23 protein-coding genes are annotated in these 23,817 nt (G+C 36.2%); 9 read left to right on the top strand and 14 right to left on the bottom strand.

Translation table 11 applies throughout. The features are described 5' to 3' along the window. Window positions 1-24: 24 nt before the first annotated feature. The 6 genes from PMI13_RS19990 to pth all read left to right on the top strand — a co-directional run bounded on the left by PMI13_RS19990 (window position 25) and on the right by pth (window position 5,115). Window positions 25-846: a hypothetical protein gene (locus tag PMI13_RS19990; RefSeq protein WP_007847310.1), complete on the top strand. Its 822-nt coding sequence runs from the start codon at window positions 25-27 to the stop codon at window positions 844-846. A 3-nt stretch (window positions 847-849) separates the two neighbouring features. Further along, window positions 850-1,665, top strand: coding sequence for a hypothetical protein (locus PMI13_RS19985; RefSeq protein WP_007847308.1), 816 nt, complete (start codon window positions 850-852; stop codon window positions 1,663-1,665). A gap of 6 nt (window positions 1,666-1,671) precedes the next feature. Continuing rightward, window positions 1,672-2,412, top strand: a complete 741-nt coding sequence (locus PMI13_RS19980) for a hypothetical protein (protein WP_007847307.1) — start codon at window positions 1,672-1,674, stop codon at window positions 2,410-2,412. Window positions 2,413-2,532: 120 nt separating this feature from the next. Further along, entirely contained in the window at window positions 2,533-3,429 is an 897-nt protein-coding gene (locus tag PMI13_RS19975; RefSeq protein WP_007847306.1) for a hypothetical protein, read from the top strand. Between the two features lie 102 nt (window positions 3,430-3,531). Then, window positions 3,532-4,464 (top strand): hypothetical protein, encoded by a 933-nt coding sequence (locus PMI13_RS19970; RefSeq protein ID WP_007847305.1) that lies wholly within the window; start codon window positions 3,532-3,534, stop codon window positions 4,462-4,464. Window positions 4,465-4,551: 87 nt separating this feature from the next. Then, window positions 4,552-5,115, top strand: a complete 564-nt coding sequence (gene pth, locus PMI13_RS19965) for an aminoacyl-tRNA hydrolase (RefSeq protein ID WP_007847304.1) — start codon at window positions 4,552-4,554, stop codon at window positions 5,113-5,115. 45 nt (window positions 5,116-5,160) lie between these two features. Here the strand turns inward: pth and PMI13_RS19960 are convergent, their stop codons facing one another. The 9 genes from PMI13_RS19960 to PMI13_RS19920 all read right to left on the bottom strand — a co-directional run bounded on the left by PMI13_RS19960 (window position 5,161) and on the right by PMI13_RS19920 (window position 13,996). Then, a complete protein-coding gene (locus PMI13_RS19960; RefSeq protein ID WP_007847303.1) occupies window positions 5,161-5,598 on the bottom strand; it encodes a hypothetical protein in 438 nt (145 codons plus the stop codon). Window positions 5,599-5,752: 154 nt separating this feature from the next. Then, window positions 5,753-7,348, bottom strand: coding sequence for a SulP family inorganic anion transporter (locus tag PMI13_RS19955; RefSeq protein WP_007847302.1), 1,596 nt, complete (start codon window positions 7,346-7,348; stop codon window positions 5,753-5,755). 142 nt (window positions 7,349-7,490) lie between these two features. Next, window positions 7,491-7,790, bottom strand: coding sequence for a hypothetical protein (locus PMI13_RS19950; RefSeq protein WP_007847301.1), 300 nt, complete (start codon window positions 7,788-7,790; stop codon window positions 7,491-7,493). A gap of 23 nt (window positions 7,791-7,813) precedes the next feature. Then, window positions 7,814-8,482, bottom strand: coding sequence for a carbonic anhydrase (locus PMI13_RS19945; RefSeq protein WP_007847299.1), 669 nt, complete (start codon window positions 8,480-8,482; stop codon window positions 7,814-7,816). Between the two features lie 381 nt (window positions 8,483-8,863). After that, window positions 8,864-9,421: a serine acetyltransferase gene (locus PMI13_RS19940; protein WP_007847287.1), complete on the bottom strand. Its 558-nt coding sequence runs from the start codon at window positions 9,419-9,421 to the stop codon at window positions 8,864-8,866. Between the two features lie 154 nt (window positions 9,422-9,575). After that, the gene (locus PMI13_RS19935) at window positions 9,576-10,787 is read right to left on the bottom strand and encodes a hypothetical protein (protein ID WP_007847284.1); all 1,212 of its coding nucleotides are present in this window, start codon (window positions 10,785-10,787) and stop codon (window positions 9,576-9,578) included. A 333-nt stretch (window positions 10,788-11,120) separates the two neighbouring features. Then, window positions 11,121-12,272, bottom strand: coding sequence for a glycosyltransferase (locus PMI13_RS19930; protein WP_007847281.1), 1,152 nt, complete (start codon window positions 12,270-12,272; stop codon window positions 11,121-11,123). Then, window positions 12,273-12,836, bottom strand: a complete 564-nt coding sequence (locus PMI13_RS19925) for an acyltransferase (protein WP_007847279.1) — start codon at window positions 12,834-12,836, stop codon at window positions 12,273-12,275. A gap of 2 nt (window positions 12,837-12,838) precedes the next feature. Beyond that, entirely contained in the window at window positions 12,839-13,996 is a 1,158-nt protein-coding gene (locus tag PMI13_RS19920; protein WP_007847277.1) for a glycosyltransferase, read from the bottom strand. A gap of 243 nt (window positions 13,997-14,239) precedes the next feature. On the opposite strand from PMI13_RS19920, the gene PMI13_RS19915 reads away from it, so the two are divergent. From PMI13_RS19915 to PMI13_RS19905, 3 genes are read left to right on the top strand one after another with little or no spacing between them, the layout of a single operon-like run. Further along, the gene (locus PMI13_RS19915) at window positions 14,240-15,013 is read left to right on the top strand and encodes a class I SAM-dependent methyltransferase (protein WP_007847275.1); all 774 of its coding nucleotides are present in this window, start codon (window positions 14,240-14,242) and stop codon (window positions 15,011-15,013) included. Between the two features lie 14 nt (window positions 15,014-15,027). Further along, complete coding sequence (locus PMI13_RS19910) at window positions 15,028-16,461, top strand: MBOAT family O-acyltransferase (RefSeq protein WP_007847271.1); 1,434 nt, start codon at window positions 15,028-15,030, stop codon at window positions 16,459-16,461. A gap of 1 nt (window position 16,462) precedes the next feature. Next, window positions 16,463-17,386 carry a hypothetical protein gene (locus PMI13_RS19905; RefSeq protein ID WP_034670352.1) on the top strand — a complete coding sequence of 308 codons (924 nt, stop codon included), beginning with the start codon at window positions 16,463-16,465 and terminating at the stop codon, window positions 17,384-17,386. On the opposite strand, the gene PMI13_RS19900 is transcribed toward PMI13_RS19905, so the two are convergent. From PMI13_RS19900 to PMI13_RS19880, 5 genes are all read right to left on the bottom strand, one after another. Then, a complete protein-coding gene (locus PMI13_RS19900) occupies window positions 17,383-18,321 on the bottom strand; it encodes a glycosyltransferase family 2 protein (RefSeq protein WP_034670353.1) in 939 nt (312 codons plus the stop codon). The genes PMI13_RS19905 and PMI13_RS19900 overlap by 4 nt on opposite strands. A gap of 43 nt (window positions 18,322-18,364) precedes the next feature. Continuing rightward, entirely contained in the window at window positions 18,365-19,306 is a 942-nt protein-coding gene (locus PMI13_RS19895) for a glycosyltransferase family 2 protein (RefSeq protein ID WP_007847239.1), read from the bottom strand. Between the two features lie 171 nt (window positions 19,307-19,477). Beyond that, entirely contained in the window at window positions 19,478-20,416 is a 939-nt protein-coding gene (locus PMI13_RS19890; RefSeq protein WP_007847236.1) for a glycosyltransferase family 2 protein, read from the bottom strand. Next, on the bottom strand, window positions 20,416-22,212 hold the full coding sequence (gene asnB / locus PMI13_RS19885; protein WP_007847233.1) for an asparagine synthase (glutamine-hydrolyzing): 1,797 nt from the start codon (window positions 22,210-22,212) through the stop codon (window positions 20,416-20,418). The genes PMI13_RS19890 and asnB overlap by 1 nt, the downstream gene beginning before the upstream one ends. 4 nt (window positions 22,213-22,216) lie before the next feature. Continuing rightward, window positions 22,217-23,812, bottom strand: coding sequence for a hypothetical protein (locus PMI13_RS19880; protein ID WP_007847231.1), 1,596 nt, complete (start codon window positions 23,810-23,812; stop codon window positions 22,217-22,219). Window positions 23,813-23,817: the final 5 nt, after the last annotated feature.

Genomic DNA, 23,817 nt, shown 5'->3' with positions numbered 1-23,817 from the left:
AATTGTATCTTTGCAACCCTTATTATGAAAAACACTTTAAATTATTTCGTGGTTGTGCTATGCTCAATCTACACTCACGCTCAGGTGGGAATTGGGATAGATACGCCCAATTCTACTCTTGATGTGAATGGGAAAACAACCTTAAGAAGAGAGCTAAGACTAGGCGGTACTTCGTCTCAAGTCGGAAATGCGGGATTAAACGGCCAGGTGCTGGTTTCGCAGGGAGAAAATTTACCTCCGGTATGGAAGTCCGTTAATGTGGCTTTTATGGAGGAAGGACAGTACAAATTGATCAATTCGTATCTGTCATTAGATCAGAAAGGAATTACTACTTTATCCAATGGTATTGCCGGTGATAATATCTACAACAACAGTGTTGGGGATAATGTCACGGAAACCAACAAAGGTAAATGGGTGAAAATTGCAGGTCTTGAAAATAATTTTACGGTAAAGAATGCAAAAAACAGAATCACCTATCAGTTCCAGACTGGAATTGAACTGAAAGCACCTTCAGCCACCACTTCACAGAACATCAGCTTTACTTGTGGAGTATTCAGGGGTGGTAAGCTTGTTGCCGTTCGCCCGGATAAAGTATCTTCAAACAACAACAGTGAAAAATTAGGGATTCAGGATTATATTTTTACGCTGAATTATACGGAACTGAATGTGCCTTTGGGAGATCAGAAAATCGAAGTTGCATGCAGGAAGATCGCAACATCTAATGTTAACAGCCAGTTTGCTATCGGACGGAATATTGCAGATACCAATACGGTTTCCAATGCTTTTACTTTAGAATCTACTCTCAAAGTTGATATCATCGAATACGTAACTTACAAAGCCAATTAATTCATGAATAAAATATTTTCTATCCTATTTTTAACTATAGGATTATCTCTCTATGCCCAGGTGGGGATCAATACTGCCGGGCCAAACGCAAAATTAGATGTGAACGGCGACTATAACCTTCGTGATAAACTGGTTGTATTGAACGCTACAGACAACAGCCTTTCCCAGGGAACGAATGACCAGATCCTGGTTTCGCAGGGAGAAGGATATCCCCCGATCTGGAAAACACTCAGAATCCCCGAATATGAACCGAATAAATTCTATCTGATCTTCAATAACTCTTTTTCAGACAGAACAGGAGTGAAGTTTACCAGTGCCGAAGAATCTACTTCTGCATCCTCAAGGTCAACAACATTTGTGAAAGGAGCCGATTTCAGCACTTTCAACAGGTTTAAAAAAATTGCATCTTTAACTCAGCCTATTAATGTTTACAGTACTGAAAGCAAAACTTATTTCCAGTTTGAAACAGTTGTACATGCTGATTTTGCAGCAAACGGAACGACAGATAGCTCTGTAGATTATGCATGCGGAATCTTTGTGGATAACAAGCTGGTAAATCTAAGACAGGGAAACTTAAAGGCCAGCAGCGCGGCCAACCCCTTTTTAACCCATAATCAGATCGGGATTATTGAAAACCTGACGAAAGGCCAGCATACCATCAGTGTTGCCTGCTCAAGACTGAAATCCTATACCACTACCAATGTTACATTAGGCATCGGGATTAATGTGGCTACCAATATCGACAGCTTCATTGCCCAATCTTCCCTGAAAGTAGATGTATATGAGGTTCCTCAAGTATTTAACACAATTTTAGACTAAAAACACATGAAAAAAATATTTTTAATCCTAATATCTTCTGCCGGCCTGTTGAAAGCCCAGGTCGGAATTAATACTTCAACACCTGTAAATACTCTGGATATTAACGGTGATCTGAACCTGAGACGAGAAATGAGAGTAGGGGGAAACAATACACAGAAAGGAAACGCCGGTATTGCAGGGGATATTTTTCATAATAACAGTACCCTGGCAACCAATGACTGGAAAGCGATAAAAATTGCAGATGGAGAAGGAAGTATGTCTTTATTTTCTATGAATACCGTTGCTGATCAGGCCGGAGCAACTTTTAGCGGTTCAAACGGCTCAACATCACCTTATACTGAAAATGCAGCTTTGGATGCTACATGGACGGTTCTTACTGGGGCTTCAGATACTTTTTCCATTACCAATGCTACCAATAAAGTAACGTTTACTTTTCAGACGACAGCCCAGAAGACAGCCAATACTAATGCTTCCATAAGTTTTGCGTGTGGTATTTTTGTAGATAATAGGCTTAGAGCGGTAAGAACAGATGTTTTATTAGGCGGTGACGGGACAAATAAGATCTTTAATCTTAATGCAACATTGACGAACCTTACTCCTAAAAATAATTACAGTGTAAAAGCTGCCTGTACAAAAAGGAATTTAAATGCCGGGACTTTAGGGGTCGGAAAAGCCGTAAATGCTACTTTTTTAAATGCTGATATGGCCCAATCTGTACTGACGACCTCAGTATTGCAACCTTATTAATTGTTTCGGATCTATTCAGAAATATAAAAATCTAAAAGATATTCTTTTAGATTTTTTTTTGTTAAATATCACAAATAATAGAAAATAAATTATATTTGACAGCTAAAAAATTAATCAACTATGAGCAAAAATTACTTTTTGAAAGCATGCTTCTGTATGCTCTTCGGGTTTCTTTTATCTTGTGATAATACGACTGCAGATCCTATCAATAACAGCCTTAATAACCCGAATAATCCTTCCGGAGGGAATGGCGGTAATGGTGGCGGTACAACGATTACAGGACCCCGTATTCTTGAAAAAGTGACCGTAAACAATGTTGTGAATGAAGAATACGTTACCACTGCAGGATTTCTTGAAAAAGCAATTTTTAAAGATGAAGGCGGACCTAATAATTATCTGACAGGAACTGTGACCTACACAAATAACAGGATCTCAAAAGTTAAGTTCGTATCAAACGCCGCAGGGGCTTTAACGTATGATTATAATATTACTTATGACGGTAACGGAAGAATTTCAGGAACAACGGGAAGTATGAGTGCAAACTCTGTAGTCTCCACTGAAAGCAATTATACCTATAGCTATGATTCTGCCGGAAAGATTTCAAAAATCCTTGAAAGAATAAAGCCTGCCGGGACATCTGCATATATCCAGTTTAAAGAAAGCACGCTTACTTATTCGGGTGATAATGTGGAAAAAGTAATCTGGAAGGCGGGAATGACAGACTCTAATGGTAACCCGGATATGTCTACCGGGGTATCTACTACTTACGGTTATCAGAATTATGATGGTAAAATCAGTCCATACACAACGCTTCCCAAAACATTTTTTATAATCTGGAGTTTATTACATCCGGCCAATTTCTACACCCTATCTGCGAATAATCCCCAGACCCTGAATGTTGTATTTCCTTCGCCTCTGCCTCCTATCAATGCACCGAAGACTTATTTATATGATTCACAGAATTATCCGGTTTCAGACCAGAGCCAGACGCAGAAATATATTTACAAACCACTCTAGGCAGCATATTTGATTGCTACTTTTGTTATAAAATGAATAAATGTATAATTTTTTTGTAAAAAAAAATTATATTTGTGGGAATATAAATAATCCCCCTTTGGAATGAAACGATTTTTCTATTTTATTTTATTATTAGCAGGGCTTTCTTCTATACATTCTTGTAAAGATTTAATTGATGAAGATGGTAATCCCTTATTGGATATGCATAACAATCAGGGCTTAAACGGGCCAAGAGCGTTATACAGAGAAATTACAGATACAGACACAACCGCAGAATATCATTATAACGGGTTGCTTTTATCGAGAGTCCTTACAAAAGGTGCTTCTATTACAGATGTAATGTATAGCGGGGACAAAATAAGCAAAATTGATTTCAGAGGATTCCTTGATTTGGATAATGACGGAGCACTGGATGAGGACAGTATATCTTATTCTCAGATCTTCACTTACGGACAATCCGGAAGAGTTCAGACCATCTCTGAAAACCGTTGGGTATACAGAAGACCTCCTTTGGTTCCACCGGCTACAACTCCGAATCCTTTTGCCCTTTTAAGAAAAACAAAAACACTTTATAATCTGAAGTATGCAGCTGCAACAAGCAAGCTGGATTCTATTATTATGAAAACCGGGGAAGAAGTGCCGGGAACACCGTTTGATTATACGAATTATTCTAAAACAGCATATACCTATTTAGGAGACAATATTTCCGGTGTTGTAAGACATTACGGGCCTATGAGCGGAGGGGTGTTCAGCCCGGCTATTACCAAATTAGGATATGATTATTCAAACTTTGATACCCGGATCAGTCCTTATACATTATTGCCGTTTGCCTATAAAGTTTCTGTACTTTTATCAACAGAAATTAATGACAGAAGAAGCTTGATATTATCACCGAACAGTCCTAAGAGAATGGCGATCACAGACCTTACGACTCCAATTCCGGTACCGGCTATATTCAGTACAGATTATAACTACGATCCTCAGACTTATGTTACCAAAGGATTCGGAATTAATTTTATCTATAAGCCTTTATAAAAAAATAATTTTATTAATATTTTAAACTCAATTCTTTTAAGGATTGAGTTTTTATTTTTTATCGCTTAATTTTGCAAAAAATTTCTAATGAAATATTTAATAGTCGGCCTCGGAAATAAAGGCCCTGAATATGAAAATACACGACATAATATAGGATTTAAAGTTGCCGAGAAAATCGCAGAAACCCTCGAAGTTTCATTTAACACTACCAATTTCGGTTGGATGGCTGAAGGAAAATATAAAGGCAGAAAAGTATTGGTCTTAAAGCCCGATACCTATATGAATCTTTCCGGAAATGCCGTAAGATACTGGATGCAGAAAGAAAATATCCCTTTGGAAAATGTATTGATCATTACCGATGACCTTGCATTGCCGTTCGGAACTTTAAGAATGAAAATGAAAGGTTCCGATGCCGGCCACAACGGGCTTAAAAACATTAATGAAGTATTGCAGACCCAGAATTATGCCAGATTACGTTTCGGAATATCGGCTGATTTTTCAGAAGGCCGACAGGTTGATTATGTTCTTGGAACATGGAGTGAGGAAGAGAAAGAAAAGCTTTCCGAAAGAATTGAAAAATTTGCCAAAGCTTCGCTATCATTTGTTTTTGCCGGAATCAACAATACCATGTCCGCTTTTAACGGAAAATAATTAAAAATAAATTATAATATAAACCTCCACCTCAGGAGGTTTTGTTTATTTGTAGACGATGATATCCTTCACAACTTTCTTCATGAAGAAATTCTTTTCGCTTACGGTAAAACGGTAGTTATGTTCCTGTTCGGAAAACTCTATTGGAGTCGTGGGGATATTGTCTGCTTTCCATTTAACGAGTAAAATAATTTCGTTGCCGGAATCCGGTGCTTTACCGGAGAACCCGAATATTGTACTGGGTATGGAACGGGCCTGGTCATCATTAAATGTTGATTTTGCCGTTTTCGGGTGCATTTGAGCCAGATCTTTTAGCAGTCGCGAAAAAGATTTTCCTACATATTTCTCTTTATTGGTTTCAAATTTTTTAAGATAATTCAGGGTATCATTCACTGCCTTTCTGTTTGAAACTTCCTGTGCTTTTGAAACTCCGTTCAGGAATAGCAAAAGCCCGGCAAGAAGTATATGGATCTGTAGTTTCATAAGGAATAATAAGATATTTGTAGTCCGGTTATTTTATTCAAAATTAAGTATTTTTCAGCTTGGTACCGATAGTTTGCTTTTAATTAATCAGAAAAGGCCACCGGAACCGGTGACCTTTATATTGTACTTTATCATTAATTTCCAATCTGATCTTCTACATAGCTCTTCTGTGGGTGATTACGATATGGGAATCTTCATCCCTTTCATAATCCTTATAAGTGGTTTTAAAGCCTAAAAGCTCCACATTGATATCTTCTTCTTTCGCACGGATATTGGCAAAATCCTGAATCATTTCGAGGACATCCGTTGCAATATAGGAAGTTCCTCTTGCGTCAATACTTACCGTAGAATTGGATTTGATATTTTTTAAAGTCTTTTTAATTGCAGCTTTATTTAAGAAAGATACTTCCTCAGCAAGCTTAATGGTAATTCCATCAGCATCATCCAGCTTTTCTCTGCTTAAATAATAAGCACGTTTCATATTTCCCTGTAATATATAGAAAATGGAAATCGCCAGACCGATTCCTACTCCTTTTAACAGGTCTGTAGCGACTACAGCTACCACCGTTGCTACAAAAGGGATAAACTGGAATTTTCCTAAATGCCAGAAATGTTTGAATGTAGCCGGCTTTGCAAGTTTATACCCTACTAAAATTAAGACAGCAGCCAAAGTAGCCAACGGAATTAAATTTAATAAAAAAGGAATGGAAAGCACACATACTAATAATAAAAGCCCATGAATCATTGCGGAAGCCTTAGAAGTAGCGCCCGCATTAGCATTGGCAGAACTTCTTACCACAACGGAAGTCATTGGGAGCCCGCCGATAAATGCACTGATCATGTTTCCGATTCCCTGGGCTTTAAGCTCAAGGTTTGTATCTGTAATTCTTCTCTGGTTATCGAGCCGGTCTGATGCTTCGATACAAAGTAATGTTTCAATGGAAGCTACAATAGCAATAGTTGCGCCCACGATCCAGATTTTTGGATTGGTAAATCCGTTAAAATCCGGCATGATGATTAAATTTTTGAAATCGTCAATAGATTTTGGAACCGGTAAAGAAACCAGATGCTGCGTTTCAATAGCCAATCCGCTATCTGTCATTTTAAAAACCTCATTTAATAAAATTCCGGCCACTACAGCAACCAGAGCTCCCGGAAGCATTTTCATTCTTTTCAGAACGGGGATTTTATCCCAGGCCAAAAGAATAGCTACGGAAACTAAAGTGACTAAAACTGCTCCGGGGTGAATTGCATTAAATAATTCTCCGAAATAATTAAAGTTTAAGCCATTGTCAAATATAGATTCATGGCCTTCATAATCTTTATCAAATCCCAAAGCGTGTGGGATCTGTTTTAAAATAATAATAATACCTATGGCTGCAAGCATTCCTTCAATCACGTTATTGGGAAAATAATTGGAAATGCTTCCCGCTCTTACAAATCCCAGAACCAACTGAATAAGGCCTGCAATGATACCTGCACAAAGGAAAAGCTCAAATGCACCCAAATCAGTAATTGCCGTTAAAACAATTGCTGTTAAACCTGCAGCAGGGCCTGATACCGAAATATTCGAATTACTAAGAAACCCTACGACTAATCCGCCCACGATACCCGCAATAATTCCGGATAGTGGTGGTGCTCCCGATGCCAGGGCAATTCCTAAACACAATGGGAGTGCTACTAAAAATACAACGAGTCCTGAAGGGAAATTCTCCTTGATTCCTCCTAATAATGATTTTGTTTTTTTCATGATGATGTTGAAAAATACTACGATATAACTGACCGGCTTATTCTTACCATATCAATTATAAAAGATTGGAAATTTAATTTTAAAGCATGTGTATCCAATATCAAAAATGATATGAATATTTATTAATAATCTTACCTGAAAATTAAGCTTCCGGAGGCGGAGAAAATATAGTGAGTAAAGGCGACAGATGAAAAGAATCATCTATCAGCACAAAAGACCTGTCTTTGAGATCAGGTTCAAAAAACTTCAGGTAATCGAATACATCTAAAGTTTTTGGAAGTGTTTTTTCGTAAACAATAAAAGAGGTAGGATGAGAGTGTGGTTCTTCTTCATTCAGTATCACATTGGTTCTTGCTAAATCCCACCCGGCCACTGCAGCAATGCCTGGCAACGCTGTAAAATTTAGAAAAATCGTCAATACAATAATACTCCAGAATTTCATTTCACATTCTTTTTTTGAACAGGTTATTTGGTCTTTCTGTTCATTACCCAGTTAGATTCCGTAAGATTATAGATCTTTTGGATGTCTTTCAATACTTTTTCGAAATCAATCTCCAGATCAATAATTTTTCCGGTTCTAAGGTCAAACACCCAGCCGTGAACGATAGGATACTCTTCAAGGATGTATCTTTCCTGTACACAAGCCATCTTAATCACGTTGATGCACTGCTCAAGAACATTAAGTTCCACAAGTCTGTCATAACGTTTACCATCGTCCTCGATAGAATCAAGCTCTGCCTGGTGCAATCTGTAAACATCACGAATGTTTCTCAACCATGGATTTAATAATCCTAAATCCTCAGGAGTCATCGCTGCTTTTACACCTCCACAGTTGTAATGTCCGCAAACAATAATGTGCTTTACTCTCAGGTGTTCTACAGCATACTGAATAACCGCTGTTGAACTCATGTCCAGAGTGTTGACCACATTAGCAATGTTTCTGTGAACAAAAACTTCTCCAGGTTTGGCGCCCATCAGTTCTTCTGCAGTAGCCCTGCTGTCTGAACATCCGATATATAAATAGTCAGGATGCTGAGTTTTAGCAAGCTCTTCAAAGAAATGAGGGTCTGTTGAAAGTTTAGACTCTACCCATTTTCTGTTGTTTTCAAAAATAACTTCGTACGATTGTGACATAAAATAAAATTTTTAAGATTTATAATTATTTATTTCGTTTAAATTATTTTTAAATTCAATAGACTGAATCAATAATTATGCAAAAATATAGTTTTTGATGAAAAAGCAATCACTTTTAACAAAGTTTAATATGAGAATATGTTTAAAATCATATATACTATTGAATAAAGCTGCCTTTTCTGTTTTTTAATGAACTATAATATTAATTGAATAATTCAAAAACTAAACATAAAAATACAAACTATAAATTTTAATTAAACATCCGGAAATTAAAATAATCTTAAATTTCCTTAAAAAATAGTTTAAGGAACCAGATTGTTGCAACACTTAATGAAAAAGAAATCGGAAATCAAATGAGTAAATCCAACAGTGTAATGAGATCTATACTTTATTATTGATATATCCGTCGGTTGCATTTTCAGTGGAATAAATTTTTCCGGGATTTCCAATAACTACAGAATTGGGCGGAACATCAAAATTAACATACGAATTCGGACCGATCAAAACATTATCCCCTATCGTGATTCCTCCTACAATTACTGCATTAGGACCAATCCAGACTTCATTACCAATGTTAGGAAAACCTTCATTTTTTCCTCTGTTCTGCTGTCCGATGGTCACACCTTGTGCAATATTGCAATTGATCCCGATTTTAGCATTAGGGTTGATAACCAGGCTGCCCCAATGTCCGAGGTAAAAGCCTTCCCCGATTTCTGTTTCAGGGTAAATCTGGAAACCATATTTAATCTGGTGATGCCGGAGCACAAATCTCCAGAAAGCCCCGGGCAGAGACCTTTTCTTATATTCCTGAGTTTTTCTCAAAAGATAGATAAAATGAAGATTTGGGTTAATGCATTTTGCCCAGATTTCAAACCTTGAAAGCCATTTTCCACTTTCGCGATAAAAATCTTTTTGAATAAGGGAATGTTTTTCTGACATGTCACAAAGTTAGAGCCTGTTTAAAGCAGCAATTTATAAAAAATACTTTAGAATTAAAATCAGGAAAAACGAAAATCCGATTATTGGGCTGAATGACATTATTTAATAAATAAAAGGCTGCCGTAGTAAACAGCAGCCCTATTGGATCAGGTGGTTATAATCTCGAATTAAATTTGATTTGGCCACTAATATTTCTTGAATAGCCATTCATATGGGGGCCGGTACTGCTCCAGTGCAGGATAATCCCCTTATCATAATAATCATCGGCGGAACGGTATTGATGAGAGGCGTTGAAACCGTTATTATTGATATCTGTGAATCTTACCCCTGTTGGCCACGAATCTTTTTCAAAAATCACATAATTAAATGCATTTCCCTGCCATCCGTTTGCATTTGCAGGCCCCGGATCCCATGACCCTGCGTAGCCACATACGACATAAAGGGAGGTATTGGGAATCATATATCTCATGAATTTTCTGATAAAGACTTCACCACTTGGATTGTTGGTCCACATAAGCTTAGGTAATGAAGAATTACAAGGGTTTACACTGTTTGGAGTATCCCAAGCCGTATATGTTTTGGTCCAGATATCACTTTTTCCCGCGAAGAAAGACTCATTATGTTTTCTTATGGTCATATATTCAAAATACGGCCAATAATGAATTCCGTCCTGGCAACGGTCGTCCGGGGGTGGAGCAGAAGGCCCTTTCTGGGCAGTAGGAACAACATCTTTTGGCAGTACGGATAAATCGATTGTATTAACAAAAGTTTCATTTAATGAGAAAACCCATACTTCTTCATTTTCAATGGTCTGCTCGTCTACCATTTTTACAAATTCCCAGTTCCCTGATGAATTAAGCGCATATGCTTTTGCAGATGTTTGCGTTTCATCACCGGTATAGAAAACAGTTAAAATAGGATTTGATGTACCGGTTTTACCGGTAGCTTTTAAGCCGCTATAGTTGTAAATAAAAACCTGTGGAAAATATTTACTGCCCTCTAAATCGTTAAAAGTGGTTAGGCTGTTTTTAAATTCAGGATTAGTATACAGAGCAGGTATGTTTTGGTAGAAAATATCAACCAAAGCATTATCATCACCATCGATATTTTTTTCCAGCTCGGCGTAAATAACATTTCTTGCTTCAGCACTTTTCTGGGCTTCTAAAACAATATATTTGGCTGAAGTCATCAGGATAGATTCCAGATAGGCCCTTTTATCATCAAGAGACAGATTGAAAAGGTTGGTTTTCATCATTGCAGACTGTGACGCTTTCTGATCTGCCGTTGATGGAGTATCAGAATCATTATTGCTGCAAGAGGAAAGAATGATCCCCATGGTTACTGCGGATAAGACAATTTTTTTCATAGCTTTTATAGTTTAATGGTCCCTTACTCCTTTTTAAGGTTGCTTTTCAGGGTTAATTCCAACCTTTAGAATTTGTATAATCAGGATCGAAAAAGTCTTGTGATTATTCACAAGTGTAGGATATTTAGTTTGGAGGATAAAGTCAGACTTAGTAAGTGTGGAGGATTTTTAAGTAAGTGTAATTTAGGCTGGCTTTCGTAAAGAATAGAAAAATCTTTACAATTGAATCTGAATGTTTCCCGGATAAGTTACCCGCAAAGTTTTATTTTGACAAATTAATACGTCATTTTGTTGTTCTGAACTTAAAAAATGGTGGAGGTTGTTACTTTAAGTTTACAGTTCATCAAGTATAGATGTAATTTTACTCACAGAATTTTCCAGATTGAAAGGCATTTGATATTCCTTTAGTCTGTTTTCATATCCAGCAAATGTTTCAGGTTGTAAAAGAGCCTGCTTTATGCCCTGATAAATTCCATCTTCCGAATTATCTACAACCAGTCCGAGCGCTCCGTTACCAAGCATTTCTCTTGCTCCGGAAACTTCGGTAGAGATGATTTTCTTTTTCAGTGTGATGGCCTCAAACAGAACTGTGGGGAAGCCTTCATACCGCGAACTTAAAATGTAAAAATCTGCATTTTTGAAATAAGGATACGGATTATCTGTAAATCCCAGCATGATTGCAGTCTCGTCAAGTCCCAGTTCTGATTTCAGTTTCTTGATATTTTCAAAATCATAGCCGTCACCAATGATCAAAATTTTATGTTGAAAACCTTCATCAAGCAGCTTTTTATGAACTTTTAAAAGCCTGTCGAATCCCTTTTGTGGAAAAACAGTGCCGACGGAAACAAAAGTGGGAACAATGGGATCAAACACATAATTTGCAACCGGCATTTCTGCTTTAGTCAAGATTTCCTGTGTATCTAAAGGATTGTAGATTTTTACAATTTTATTTTTTTCATTTTCATTTTTCGTGAGATCCAGGAATAATTTTTCAATTTTTTCAGAAATCACCATTATTTTATCAAATCCGAAAAATTTACGGATCTCAGCATCCGTATACCCTTTTACCTGTGAAAGGTCATTATGAATCCAGACTATTTTTTTAGAAGACTGAACGGGAGAGCTGAGAATTTCATCCCTCATTCCATGGATTGCGGCAAATTCGATATCGTATTTTTTACTCTGCAATTTTCCTTTGTAAAGAAGATCAGGGAATTTTTTTAATATTTTTTGATAAACAACCCTCGCCGCTTTTTTAGGAATATCCTGTAGCCGGTTAGTCGTGATCATTTCTCCTTTATTGATATAAACAACATTGATCCAATCCGGAACTTCCGGTAAATATTTTCCGGAATATAGATTGAGAAGAAGATCGATTTCGTATTGATCTTCCGGAAGATTTTTAAGAAAAGTAACGAGTACCTTTTCTGCTCCACCATGACGGAGAGAACCTATTCTGATCAGTATTTTCTTTTTTTCAGGCATTTATTTTTTTACAGGTTTGTAAGTGTGTGGAAGGTGTTCTCTGATGTAAGCTTCCAGCTGAGGGCGCACAAGCTCTAATTCTCTCGGGTACATTACATTGTTGGCCAGTAATTTATCACCGTATTCTTCTATCGTGCAGATGAATTTGGCAGGAACTCCGGCAAAAACGCTTCCTTTAGGCATTGAGGTTGTTAAAATAGAGCCTGCCCCTAAAACACAGTTGTCTTCCATCTCTATACCGGGCATAAGGATGGTATCAGCTCCGATAAGACATTGCCGGCCGATTTTTATTCTTCCGAAAGTCCTTACATCTTTATACTTGTCAAAAAAATGCAGGGCATTCTGGCCGCCGTCGTGGTTTACAAATCTTACGTTATTCGAAAATGTAGTCTCATCACCGATTTCAATGAGAAACGGTTCTGTTCCGAATTGGGGAACTTCTACAAAACGGACATGTTTACCTACTTTCAGACCCTTTGCAATGCATATTTTAAGGTAAATCTGCTGGATCATGTACAGGTAAGAAGTATGAATTTTTAGAATCAACCGGTATATCAAAAGCATGCTTATTTTTTTACTAAGTTAATAATGATATCTTCAACGGCATCAAAAATCTTCTGATTGTCAAATTGCAATTCAATATCCTTTAAATTCTCTTTGATTGTGAAAACAAGCTCTGGCCTGGTAAGAAAACTTTTCATCGATTCATACATATCATCCACTTCATAATTGATGAGGTAGCCGTTTTTCTTATGGGTAATCATTTCCGGAATTCCTCCTACATGAGTTGCTATTATCGGTTTTTGAAGGATCAGGGTATCTGCAATAATTAAAGGCCAGCCTTCAGATTCGGAAGGAAGTATAAAAAAGTCTGCATTTTTCACATAAGGATAAGGATTCATCATAGAGCCTAATAATTCAAAACTATTGCTAACACCAAGGCTTTCAGCCTGTTTTTTAAGATTTTCTTTTTCTTCGCCATCCCCTATGATTACAATATGATGGTCAAAGCCGTCTTTCAATAATCTTGCATGAGCTTCCAGCAGCTTGTGAAATCCTTTTCTTGTATGTAATCTTGCAACGGATGCAAAGACAGGCTTATCCGGGAATTCAGGCTTAAATGCCGCCGCTTTTTGCTTTAATTCTTCAATAGGAATCGCATTTAAAATAACCTGGCTTTCGGGAATTTCCAGATCGGGATAAGTTTCTATCAATATATCTTTAGTCTGTTGAGAACCAAAGATAAAATAATCGAACTCCGGGATTTGTTTTAAAATTTCAGGAACTAAAGGCTGAAGTTTAGGGAGGGTAATATCCGAATGAAACCAGCCTATTTTCTTTGAATTTTTATTGGATGAGTTTAAAACGGATCCAAAAGCAGCATAGGTAGGCGCAATTTCCACATCATAATCTTCTTTCAAAAGCCGGTCGGTGAATCTCGGGTCTTCCTGTGCTTTTTTAAGCTTAAGTCTTCTCCGTACCAGTTGAATTTTTTGAAGGATTGAATTCTTTGAAAGATCCTCTTTACCATCAGTAATATAAACTTTTTTTACATGATCAGGAAACTCATTCCGTAGCTCTCCCTGGTTGATATTAAGGCAAACAGTGAATTCAAATTGATTCCTGTCGAGGTGATTAAGCATGCTTAAAATCACTTTTTCCACGCCTCCCATTTCCATGGAACGATGTCTGAAAAGGATTTTTATTTTTTTTTGATCAGGCATTGTGTGTTTTGAAATGAAAATTTTTTATTTTTCTCCTTCTGTTTGAATTTCTTCAAATGAACGCTGTAAAGATAATTGATTTCATTAATAAAACCAGATTTTACCATAAATACAGCTTAAAAATCATCAAAATTATAGTCTGATTTAACTGAGCTTAACATTTGATTTATTAATGCAATTTAATGGATTAATAATCAAAAGTTAGAGAAAAATTTCTATTTTTGTCCCTTATGATTTTACACGATGAATGAAATTACCAGGGTTCTCAAAACATTTTACGGCTATCTGAAAAGACCTGATCTTTATCCTGAATTGGGAAGGAAGATTCTGAAAAATACAGTAAACAGGAATAATGCGTTTAAAGGAAAAGAAAAAACCCATTCCTGGGCACAATCAAAAGCTATTTCACAGCAAGAGGCAGTTTCCCGGCTTTTAGGAATTAATATTGCTCCTTTCAGAAATGAATTTCATGATGTTTTAGAAAAATCGGAACAAAGAGAGAAGGAATGCCCAATTACAATGGGCGGTCCGGGAGCTCTTGAGCTGATTTATTATGCCTGTGAATATACCCAGGCAAAAAATGTTGTAGAAACGGGAGTTGCTTATGGATGGTCTTCATTGGCTTCTTTATTATCTCTTGAAAAAAGAGATGGTACTTTATACAGCTCTGATATGCCATATCTGGGGCAAAATGGAGATCAGTACGTTGGCTACATTGTCCCTGAAAACCTCAAAACCCACTGGAAGCTATTCCGTTTTGCTGATAAAGAATCTTTACCGAAGATTTTTGAGGAAAATCAGAATTTTGATGTGATACATTATGACTCGGATAAAAGCTACAACGGAAGAGTCTGGGCATATAACGAATTGTATAAGCACTTAAGAAGCGGAGGGGTTTTTATCAGTGATGATATAGGAGATAACTCGGCTTATCAGGATTTTTGCGAAAAAAATCAGATTGAAACTACGGTGGTGGAATTTGAAGGTAAATATGTAGGTGTTTTTATAAAAAAATAATTTTATAAAACGCTATGTTATTTAATTCCATTGGCTTTTTAGTTTTTCTGCCTATAGTTTTCATACTTTATTGGTTTGTTTTTAATAAAAAATACCAACATCAGAATCTGCTGTTGCTGGTTGCCAGTTTCTATTTTTATGCGTGCTGGGACTGGCGGTTTCTTTTCTTACTGATGTTTTCTATCGGCCTGGATTTTTTATCCGGGATTCAGATTGAAAAAAGTAAAACCAATAAGGAAGCTACATTTTGGCTGACATTAAGTATTGTGATCAATCTCGGTTTTCTGGGATTCTTTAAATATTATAATTTTTTTGTCGGAAGCTTTGCTGATTTGTTAGGAGGCTTCGGTTTTAAGGCTAATGTCTGGTTATTGCATATCGTTCTTCCTGTTGGAATTTCCTTCTATACTTTCCATGGGCTTTCCTATGTTATTGATATTTATAAAAAAAGGATTAAAGCAGAACGGAACTTTATCGATTATGCTGTATTTGTAAGCTATTTTCCATTATTGGTAGCCGGGCCCATTGAAAGGGCAACTCATCTTTTACCTCAAATCCAGAAAAAAAGGATCTTTAATTACGAGCAGGCAGCAGATGGGATGCGACAGATTCTTTGGGGCTTTTTCAAAAAAATGGTCATTGCCGATAACTGTGCCCCTTTAGTCAATGAGATTTTTAATAATTACCATACGGAAAGTTCAAGTAATCTGGTTTTAGGAGCTGTTTTATTTGCATTTCAGATTTACGGGGATTTTTCGGGATATTCGGATATTGCATTGGGTGTTTCAAGGTTGTTTGGAGTAGAGTTGCTGAAAAACTTTGCATTTCCTTACTTTTCGAGAGATATTGCTGAATTTTGGCGAAGATGGCATATTTCACTTTCTTCATGGTTCAGGGATTATCTTTATATTCCTTTAGGAGGCAGCAAAGGCGGTTTATGGATGAAGATCAGGAATACCTTTATTATCTTTCTCGTCTCGGGTTTCTGGCATGGGGCAAACTGGACGTTCCTTATCTGGGGCGGATTGAACGCTTTATATTTTATGCCATTATTGGTGACCAATAAAAACAGGCAGAATCTTGAGGTAGCGGGAATGGGAAAATTTTTACCATCTGCTAAAGAAATCTTCCAGATTCTGATTACTTTTATACTGACGTGTTTCGCCTGGATTTTTTTCAGGGCAGAATCGGTGGCCCAGGCATTTTCTTACATAAAGAAAATATTCAGCAATACACTGCTTAGCATTCCACAGCCATTTCCCATTAAAATACTAGCACTCACTGCAGTCATGTTTATTATCGAATGGATCAACAGGGAAAAAGTGCATGGGCTGAAGATCGAGAGATTCAATCCCTGGGTGAGAAGGGGAGTGTATATCATCATCATTTATATCATTGTCCGTTATGCCAACTTCGGAAATAATGAGTTTATCTATTTTCAGTTTTAGCATGAAAAAGTTTTTATTTAAAATATCATTCTATATGTTGGGAATCCTTTTACTGTTTGGAATTCTGGGATTTTATGCGGACGGGAATACAGATAATAATTATATGCATTTTGCCGTAGAAAAGCCTCAGAATATTATCCTGGGGGATTCTAGAGGAGCACAGGGAATTGTTCCGGCTGAACTGGAGAAAAAGCTTGCAAAAAAATTTGATAATTTTTCTTTAAATATCGTTCAGTCACCGTATGGGCAGATTTATCTGGATGCTTTAAAAAGAAAAATAGATCCCGATACCAAAAACGGAATATTTATTTTAACGGTTAATCCCTGGAACTTATCCTTAGACGTTAATGTAAAAAGACTGAAAGACTATCCTGAAGAACAGTCACATTCACCTTTCACAGATATGCATTTTTATGATTGCTCACCCAATTATGAGTATTTACTGAAGCATTATGGCAGAAGCTGGTTTAAATTATATACAGAAAGAGAAGAAGCAGGAAAATCCAATACCTATTTGCATAAGGACGGCTGGATGGAGGTTACCGTTGATATGCAAAAAGATTCGGTATCCAAAAGAGTGTCTGAAAAGATTAATTTCTATAAAGATATGTCGGTAAAACAAAAACTATCTGATGTACGGTTATCAGCCCTTTCGAAAATTATTGAGTACCTGAAAGACAAAGGAACGGTATATCTGGTGAGAATACCGGCTACAGAAAAAATATTAGAAATAGAAAACAAAAAATTTCCTGAATTTAATAAGTTGATACAGAATATGGCAGCGAAACATCATGTTGCTTATTACGATTTAACGACCCAATATGCTGATTATCTGTATAGTGACGGGACCCATATGTATAAAGAATCAGGTAAGGTGCTTTCAGGAAGGCTTGCCGATTCAATTGCTTTACACCGGAAGCATTAAAAAAGGTGTTTTCTGAAATTAATATTGTATAATCCTGAACGGATACTGTGAAAATCAGTAACCAGATATTTCGAGATGATTGCCCATTTTTTTGGAGCGGAAGCGTTAGCTATTTCGAAACTTCTCAGCATTCTTTTAATATGTGTTTTTATATCTTCAGAAATTGAATTTTCACTTTGTGCCCACTTATTGACTTCTCTCCAAAGTAAAACCCTTGATATTGATGGTTTTATTTTCCCAGAATCTACCTGGGTAATCCTGTTATTTTCATGTACTCCCCTCATCGCTACAGCCTGATCGATAATTCCGGGATAAAGATTGGTATAATAGGATAAACGGAAAATAAATTCCGTATCCTGGTGGAGCCTGAGATGGGTTTTGAAGATTGTATTTACTTTTGTTAAGGCACTTTTCCTTATTGTTAGGCCATCAAGGCTGAAAAGTCCAAAGCTCCCACGCATATTGAGTAGTCCAGGGAAAACATATTCAGGATCATGCTTTTTGTAAACGGTGGTCAGGTGGTCTTTAAAAATACTATAATACTGTTCCTTTGCTTTTTCAGAATAATAATGCACTCCAATGGCACCATAAACCCCTTCAACTTCTGGGTTTTTAAAAAGTTCTTTTTCTGCATCAAAACGGTTGGGACAATAATAATCATCAGCATCCAAAAATGCAATAAAATCTCCTGTAGCCTTTTCTATTCCTAAGTTTCTGGTTGCTCCGGCTCCGTGATTCCTTTTATCAGGATGTTGATAAAGCTTTATCCGTGGATTATTCTCAGCTAACTTCCTGCAAACCTCCAGTGCATTATCAGGGGATTTATCTTCTATAAGAATTATTTCATAGGTTTCCTCAAATTGAAGTGCAGATTCTACGGCCTGGGTAATATACTTTTCTGCATTGTAAACGGGAATAATGACAGATATTTTCATTGTTGTCATAACTAAACGGTACTTGTGTTTTTAATCTAAAGAATTAAGAGACTAAGGTATATCTAAAATTGATATTATACAAGCCTGATCTTATACTTTGATAATCTGTAAGCAAATATTTAGCAATCATAGTCCATTTTTTTAATCTCGGGACATTTGCGATTTCAAAACTCCGGAGCATTCTTTCAATATGAAGCTTTATATTTTCAGGAACAGCTTTCTCGTTTTGAGCCCAGTTATTCACCTCATTCCATAATATAACTCTTGAAACTCCGGGCTTAGTCCTGTTTTTATCCACTTTGGTGATCCTGTTATTTTCATGAACACCTCTCATTGCCACGGCTTTATCAATAATTCCGGGATAAAGATCAAGGTAATATGAAAGCCTGAATAAAAACTCGGTATCTTCATGAAGTCTCAGGTTCGGTTTAAACAGGGTTTTCATTTTTTTGAAAGAGCTTTTTCGAACTGTTAAAGCATCAATGCTGAAAAGTCCGAAACTTCCCCGCATATTAAGCAGTCCCGGGAAAACATCTTCCGGATCATGTTTTTGATATACTGTAGTTAAAGAGTTTTTAAAAAGAGGATAATATTGTTCTTTTGCCTTTTCAGAATAGTAATGTACGCCTAAAGCACCATAAACTCCATCTATTTCAGGATTTCTAAAGAGCTCTCTTTCCGCATCAAAACGGTTGGACAGATAATAATCATCCGCATCCAGGAATGCAATAAAATCTCCTGTTGATTTCTCTATTCCAAGGTTCCTGGTTGCGCTGGCACCATGATTTTTTTCATCGGGATGCTGAAATAATTTTACTCTGTCGTACCTTGAGGCTAATTTCCGGCAAACCTGTAAAGAATGATCAGGTGATTTATCTTCTACTAAAATGATTTCAGTTACTTCCTCAAGCCCAAGCGCAGATTCTACAGCCTGGGAAACATACTTTTCAGCATTATAGACAGGAATAATGACAGAAATTTTCATTTTATCAAATTATATTTTGCTTTTTATTTCGAGTCGTTTAGAAAATATTTCTATAAATAACACGAAAAAGATATAAATAATAATATTTATATCCTATAAAAACTGAAAATTATTCTCAATAAAGTGAAAATTAAAGTATTTTATTCTTCAATAAAAATGGCTGGGATAAGCTTATGAATGGGTATAGGTAAAACGGTATCTCGTTTTAAGAATATTAGGATTTTTAAGAATTACTGAGAACAAATTTACCGCCTTAGAAATCCCTTTTGCTAAAGAGAGCTCAAAAGCTTTTTTTTGTAAATAAATATGTTGTCCGGCATCAGCATCAGGCTTTACAGATTCAGACCATTCGTAAAGTGAGTTCCAGATCAGAGACTGGCGCTGGTTATATTCCTTGGAGTAAATTTTTATTTTAGTAATTCTGTTATTATCATGTACACCTCTCATCGCAACTGCCTCAGAAATATTTCCTGATTTTAAATAACAATGATAAGCAAGCTTAATAATAAAGTCTGAATCCTGATGTACCCGAAGGTTTTCATTGAAACGCAAATGATTGGTCTCAACAGAGGATCTCCGTATAGTAAGTGCATTCAGATGAAAAAATGTACCGAAAGTTTTAGGTGTAAGACCCAATAATCCCTTAAAAACCTCATTTCCTTCTGCCGGATAATTGACTGTTGTAAGTGAAGTATCTTTAAATTTAGACTGGAATTCTTTTTTTCCTTTCTCAGTTAGATATTCAATGCCAATAGCTCCGAAAACACCTTCAGTTTTAGAATCAGTAAGGATCTCCTTTTCTGCATCAAAACGGTTGGGTAGATAATAATCATCCGCATCCAGGAATGAGATAAAACTTCCTGTTGATTTTTCAATTCCCAGATTTCTTGTTGCGCCGGCACCGTGATTACCTTTGTCGGGATGTTGAAATAATTTTATTTTAGGGTTTTCAATGGCCATTCTTTGACAGAGCTCCAGTGAATTATCAGTTGATTTGTCTTCAATTAAAATAATTTCTTTTACTTCGTCAAACTGCAAAGCGGATAAGACTGCTTTTTCTAAAAACTCAGAGGCATTATATACCGGTATAATTACAGAAATATCAAGCATTATAATACAGATTGATTGTTATGTGCCCAAAGAGCAAGTTGTAATAAATTCCAGTGTTTATGGTCTTTATTCAGGAACTTCTGAGCCGCTTCAAAATCGATGTAATTGAAGACTTTCTGGTTTTGGTCTTTCAGCAGGTCATTGGAAAGATTCATAAGATTATCCTCCTCAAACCAGCTTTTAACACTCATTCCAAATCCTTGTTTGTGGCGGTTTCTTATGGTTTCAGTCCAATAAGAATCCATCGTTTCCCGAAGGATAATTTTATCATTTTCGTTATCCAGTTTGAGCTGTTCCGGTAATTGTATACAGAATTCAGCAAAGTCTATATCCAGAAACGGGGTTCTCACTTCCAATGAATTGGCCATAGCCATTCTGTCTGATTTTACCATCATATTTCCCGGAACATAATTTTCCAGGTCTACTCTCATAATATCGTTCAGAGAATCGGGATTTGGAGTAAAGCTATAGGGCTGCCGGTAATTTTCTGAGATACCCAGCAGGTTTTGTTCTTCCTTATTAAATGCATTTCTCACGGAATTCTCATGGAAATCTAAAATGGAGGAATGCTTTAGGTTTTTCTGGGTAAGGAAAGAGGTTTCTCTGATGTTCTGGTACATCTTTAATCCGAACCGGGCAATAATATTTTTATAGCTGAAATGATTTCTCAATTTATTTTCAACTTTGTAAAAATCATAACCGCCAAACAGCTCATCTCCAACATCTCCGGAAAGAACAACGGTAAGATTTTTTTTTGCGTTTCTGCAAATTTCATAATGGGGTAGAAAAGAAATATCTGCAAATGGCTCATCCAAAAACGGGGAAACGTTCAACAGGGAAGTTGCAAGATCCTGTTTTTTCTCATGTACCTCAATATGATTGGTGTTGTATTTTTCAGCGATCTCTTTGGCATATTTCAGCTCATTTGCTTTATGGTCATATCCAAAGCTGATGGTAGTTTGTTTAGGTAAAAATTCATTCACCAAAGCAACAATAGAAGAAGAATCCAATCCGCCACTTAAAAAACTTCCTACTTCCACATCTGCAATAAGCTGTTTTTTAACAGCGTTTTTCAACAGGTATAAAAACTCTTCTTTTGCATCGGACAAGCTTATGTTTCTGTCTTTTGCAGGGATATTGTAATAGCGGGAAACAGTAGCTTTTCCTTCTTTCCAGATTAACTGATGAGCTGGGGGTAATGTGAAAATATTACTGTAAATACTTTGATAAGTATTCACAAATCCGTACTGCAGATATTGGGAAAGGGCTTCGGAATTTACTTTTGGCTGAATCAGGCCTGATGCAAGGATTGCTTTAATTTCTGATGCAAAAATAAATTCATTATTATTTCCGATAGCATAATAGAAGGGCTTTTCTCCGAAGCGGTCCCTTGCGCAGAATAACTGCTGTTTCTGGTCATCCCAGATGGCAAATGCAAACATTCCGGGAAGGTCATGGATGAGGTTTTCCTGCTTTCTCTGATACATGGCAAGAATAACCTCTGTATCAGAGCTTCCGTGATAAGAATATTCCGAATATTGTTTTTTTATGTCCAGGTAGCCATAGATCTCTCCATTCAGAACGATGCATTCATTTTTGGTATTTGAAAACATGGGTTGTTTTCCACTTTCCGAAAGGTCTATAATAGAAAGTCTTCGATGGCCTAAAGCTGCATTTTCATAAAACTCGTGATCGGAAGAATCGGGACCACGATGGCTTATGGCATCCGTCATTTTTTGAATTTCAGATTGATAATTTCTGGCATTGTTTGCAATAATTCCTGCTATTCCGCACATTTGTTCATTTTTTGTATTTAGAGGGAAGGTATAAGGTAAATCTTCCTGTTTTTACAATTTTGTAATTTTCAGGATGATCTACAAACTGTAAAGGTACAATTTCTTTAGGATTGAAAGGGTAATCAATGCTCTCAAAATATATAAAATCGTCTGGTGTTTTTCCTGTTTTTTTGATAATAAAGCGGATATAATCTTTTAATTCAAAATAATAATAAATAGGTGGAGATGCATCGAGGATGTACAGATAGCCCATCAGATGGTTACTTGAATAAATTACATCCGGCTGATTCTGCAGATAGGGGTGTAATATATCAAGGTCTTTTTTTCTCTGTTTGTCAAGATAGAGAGGATAACCGTTTACTTTGACTTTTTCTGTCTGTTCTGTAAAAACAAAATCCTTCCAGCCTTTATCTTTTAGAACATCAGGAAATACAAAAATCATAATGGATATTTTTATCAGATATCCTGCAACCCATAAATTATTTTTATAAAGCCTCATAAGGCAGATGAAAATAAGGAGGAAATAGTATAGCTTGTAGGCGTTAAGTCTGAGGTGGAACCACGTCTGGGAACCGAAAGCCAGGCAATATGGTATTATTAAAAGTAAAATAATCACATATTTATTTTTTAGGGTCTCGTTTTTTTCAATCCAGAATCTTAATGCCAAAATATGGGTAAAAAGGATGAGCGAGAATAGGTAAAATTCATACTTTAAACAAAGCAGTAGAATTGTAAGAATACCTAATAACGCAATCAATTTATTTAATGTCTTAATTGAATTTTCGGAAAACTTTGCTTCCCATAAAAAAAAGTAGGCAATGGCTGTCGGTAAGATCGCATTGAGGAAAAGATAAACGCACCATAAAACGATAAAGGTCCTTGAATGCTGTTTTCTATGGAAACTGAGGTACTCTTTTAGAAATTTGAACTGAAAAACGAAATTATCTAAAGTATCCAAGAACGTGAAGTAAACAATAACACCAATTATATAACCCGAAAAGAGGTATAATAAATTTGATTTCCGGTTTTCTGAATCACTGACAATGAAAAAAATCAATATAGGGATGATAACTACAACATGGGAATTTCCATTGAATAATATAAAAGATAATACAAATCCGGAGAGTGTCAGGATGAATTTTTTTTTGATTATCAATGATATAAGCATTAATGATATTCCGACATTTACGAGGATGGTATTGCCAATATACTGCTGAATAATCAGGTTGCTGATATTCCAGCTTTCAAATCCTATAAAAATACCTATAAGACTGTAAAAAAATAAGCTATTGTCAAATTTTAAATACTTGAAAATGGTACAACAAAGTAAAAAATTACTTAAAACTAAAGTAGTGATAGAGATGATCCTGAAATGGTAAATATTCGGGGTATAGAGAAACCTGAATATTCTGAAAAAATTGGTTCTGTCAAAACTTAAACTTTCTCCTTTATTTTTATAGTAAGATAAATAATAAGCCTCATCATTGAAAATAAAGCCTTTATCAAGATGATGATAGGTGAGACAGGCTAAAAATACAGTTCCGATAAGAAATACAATGCAGGCAAAAAAATGCGCGGGATTTTGAAGTAATTTCTTCATAACAC

The sequence above is a fragment of the Chryseobacterium populi genome (genome assembly GCF_000282115.1).
Taxonomy (GTDB): Bacteria; Bacteroidota; Bacteroidia; order Flavobacteriales; family Weeksellaceae; genus Chryseobacterium; species Chryseobacterium populi.
This window is presented reverse-complemented; position numbering and strand designations above follow the sequence as displayed.

Bases quoted from the DNA above. Each gene is read 5' to 3' on its own strand.
- PMI13_RS19990 (WP_007847310.1), top strand. From the start codon at position 25: ATGAAAAACACTTTAAATTATTTCGTGGTTGTGCTATGCTCAATCTAC.
- PMI13_RS19985 (WP_007847308.1), top strand. From the start codon at position 850: ATGAATAAAATATTTTCTATCCTATTTTTAACTATAGGATTATCTCTC.
- PMI13_RS19980 (WP_007847307.1), top strand. From the start codon at position 1,672: ATGAAAAAAATATTTTTAATCCTAATATCTTCTGCCGGCCTGTTGAAA.
- PMI13_RS19975 (WP_007847306.1), top strand. From the start codon at position 2,533: ATGAGCAAAAATTACTTTTTGAAAGCATGCTTCTGTATGCTCTTCGGG.
- PMI13_RS19970 (WP_007847305.1), top strand. From the start codon at position 3,532: ATGAAACGATTTTTCTATTTTATTTTATTATTAGCAGGGCTTTCTTCT.
- pth (WP_007847304.1), top strand. From the start codon at position 4,552: ATGAAATATTTAATAGTCGGCCTCGGAAATAAAGGCCCTGAATATGAA.
- PMI13_RS19960 (WP_007847303.1), bottom strand. From the start codon at position 5,598: ATGAAACTACAGATCCATATACTTCTTGCCGGGCTTTTGCTATTCCTG.
- PMI13_RS19955 (WP_007847302.1), bottom strand. From the start codon at position 7,348: ATGAAAAAAACAAAATCATTATTAGGAGGAATCAAGGAGAATTTCCCT.
- PMI13_RS19950 (WP_007847301.1), bottom strand. From the start codon at position 7,790: ATGAAATTCTGGAGTATTATTGTATTGACGATTTTTCTAAATTTTACA.
- PMI13_RS19945 (WP_007847299.1), bottom strand. From the start codon at position 8,482: ATGTCACAATCGTACGAAGTTATTTTTGAAAACAACAGAAAATGGGTA.
- PMI13_RS19940 (WP_007847287.1), bottom strand. From the start codon at position 9,421: ATGTCAGAAAAACATTCCCTTATTCAAAAAGATTTTTATCGCGAAAGT.
- PMI13_RS19935 (WP_007847284.1), bottom strand. From the start codon at position 10,787: ATGAAAAAAATTGTCTTATCCGCAGTAACCATGGGGATCATTCTTTCC.
- PMI13_RS19930 (WP_007847281.1), bottom strand. From the start codon at position 12,272: ATGCCTGAAAAAAAGAAAATACTGATCAGAATAGGTTCTCTCCGTCAT.
- PMI13_RS19925 (WP_007847279.1), bottom strand. From the start codon at position 12,836: ATGCTTTTGATATACCGGTTGATTCTAAAAATTCATACTTCTTACCTG.
- PMI13_RS19920 (WP_007847277.1), bottom strand. From the start codon at position 13,996: ATGCCTGATCAAAAAAAAATAAAAATCCTTTTCAGACATCGTTCCATG.
- PMI13_RS19915 (WP_007847275.1), top strand. From the start codon at position 14,240: ATGAATGAAATTACCAGGGTTCTCAAAACATTTTACGGCTATCTGAAA.
- PMI13_RS19910 (WP_007847271.1), top strand. From the start codon at position 15,028: ATGTTATTTAATTCCATTGGCTTTTTAGTTTTTCTGCCTATAGTTTTC.
- PMI13_RS19905 (WP_034670352.1), top strand. From the start codon at position 16,463: ATGAAAAAGTTTTTATTTAAAATATCATTCTATATGTTGGGAATCCTT.
- PMI13_RS19900 (WP_034670353.1), bottom strand. From the start codon at position 18,321: ATGAAAATATCTGTCATTATTCCCGTTTACAATGCAGAAAAGTATATT.
- PMI13_RS19895 (WP_007847239.1), bottom strand. From the start codon at position 19,306: ATGAAAATTTCTGTCATTATTCCTGTCTATAATGCTGAAAAGTATGTT.
- PMI13_RS19890 (WP_007847236.1), bottom strand. From the start codon at position 20,416: ATGCTTGATATTTCTGTAATTATACCGGTATATAATGCCTCTGAGTTT.
- asnB (WP_007847233.1), bottom strand. From the start codon at position 22,212: ATGTGCGGAATAGCAGGAATTATTGCAAACAATGCCAGAAATTATCAA.
- PMI13_RS19880 (WP_007847231.1), bottom strand. From the start codon at position 23,812: ATGAAGAAATTACTTCAAAATCCCGCGCATTTTTTTGCCTGCATTGTA.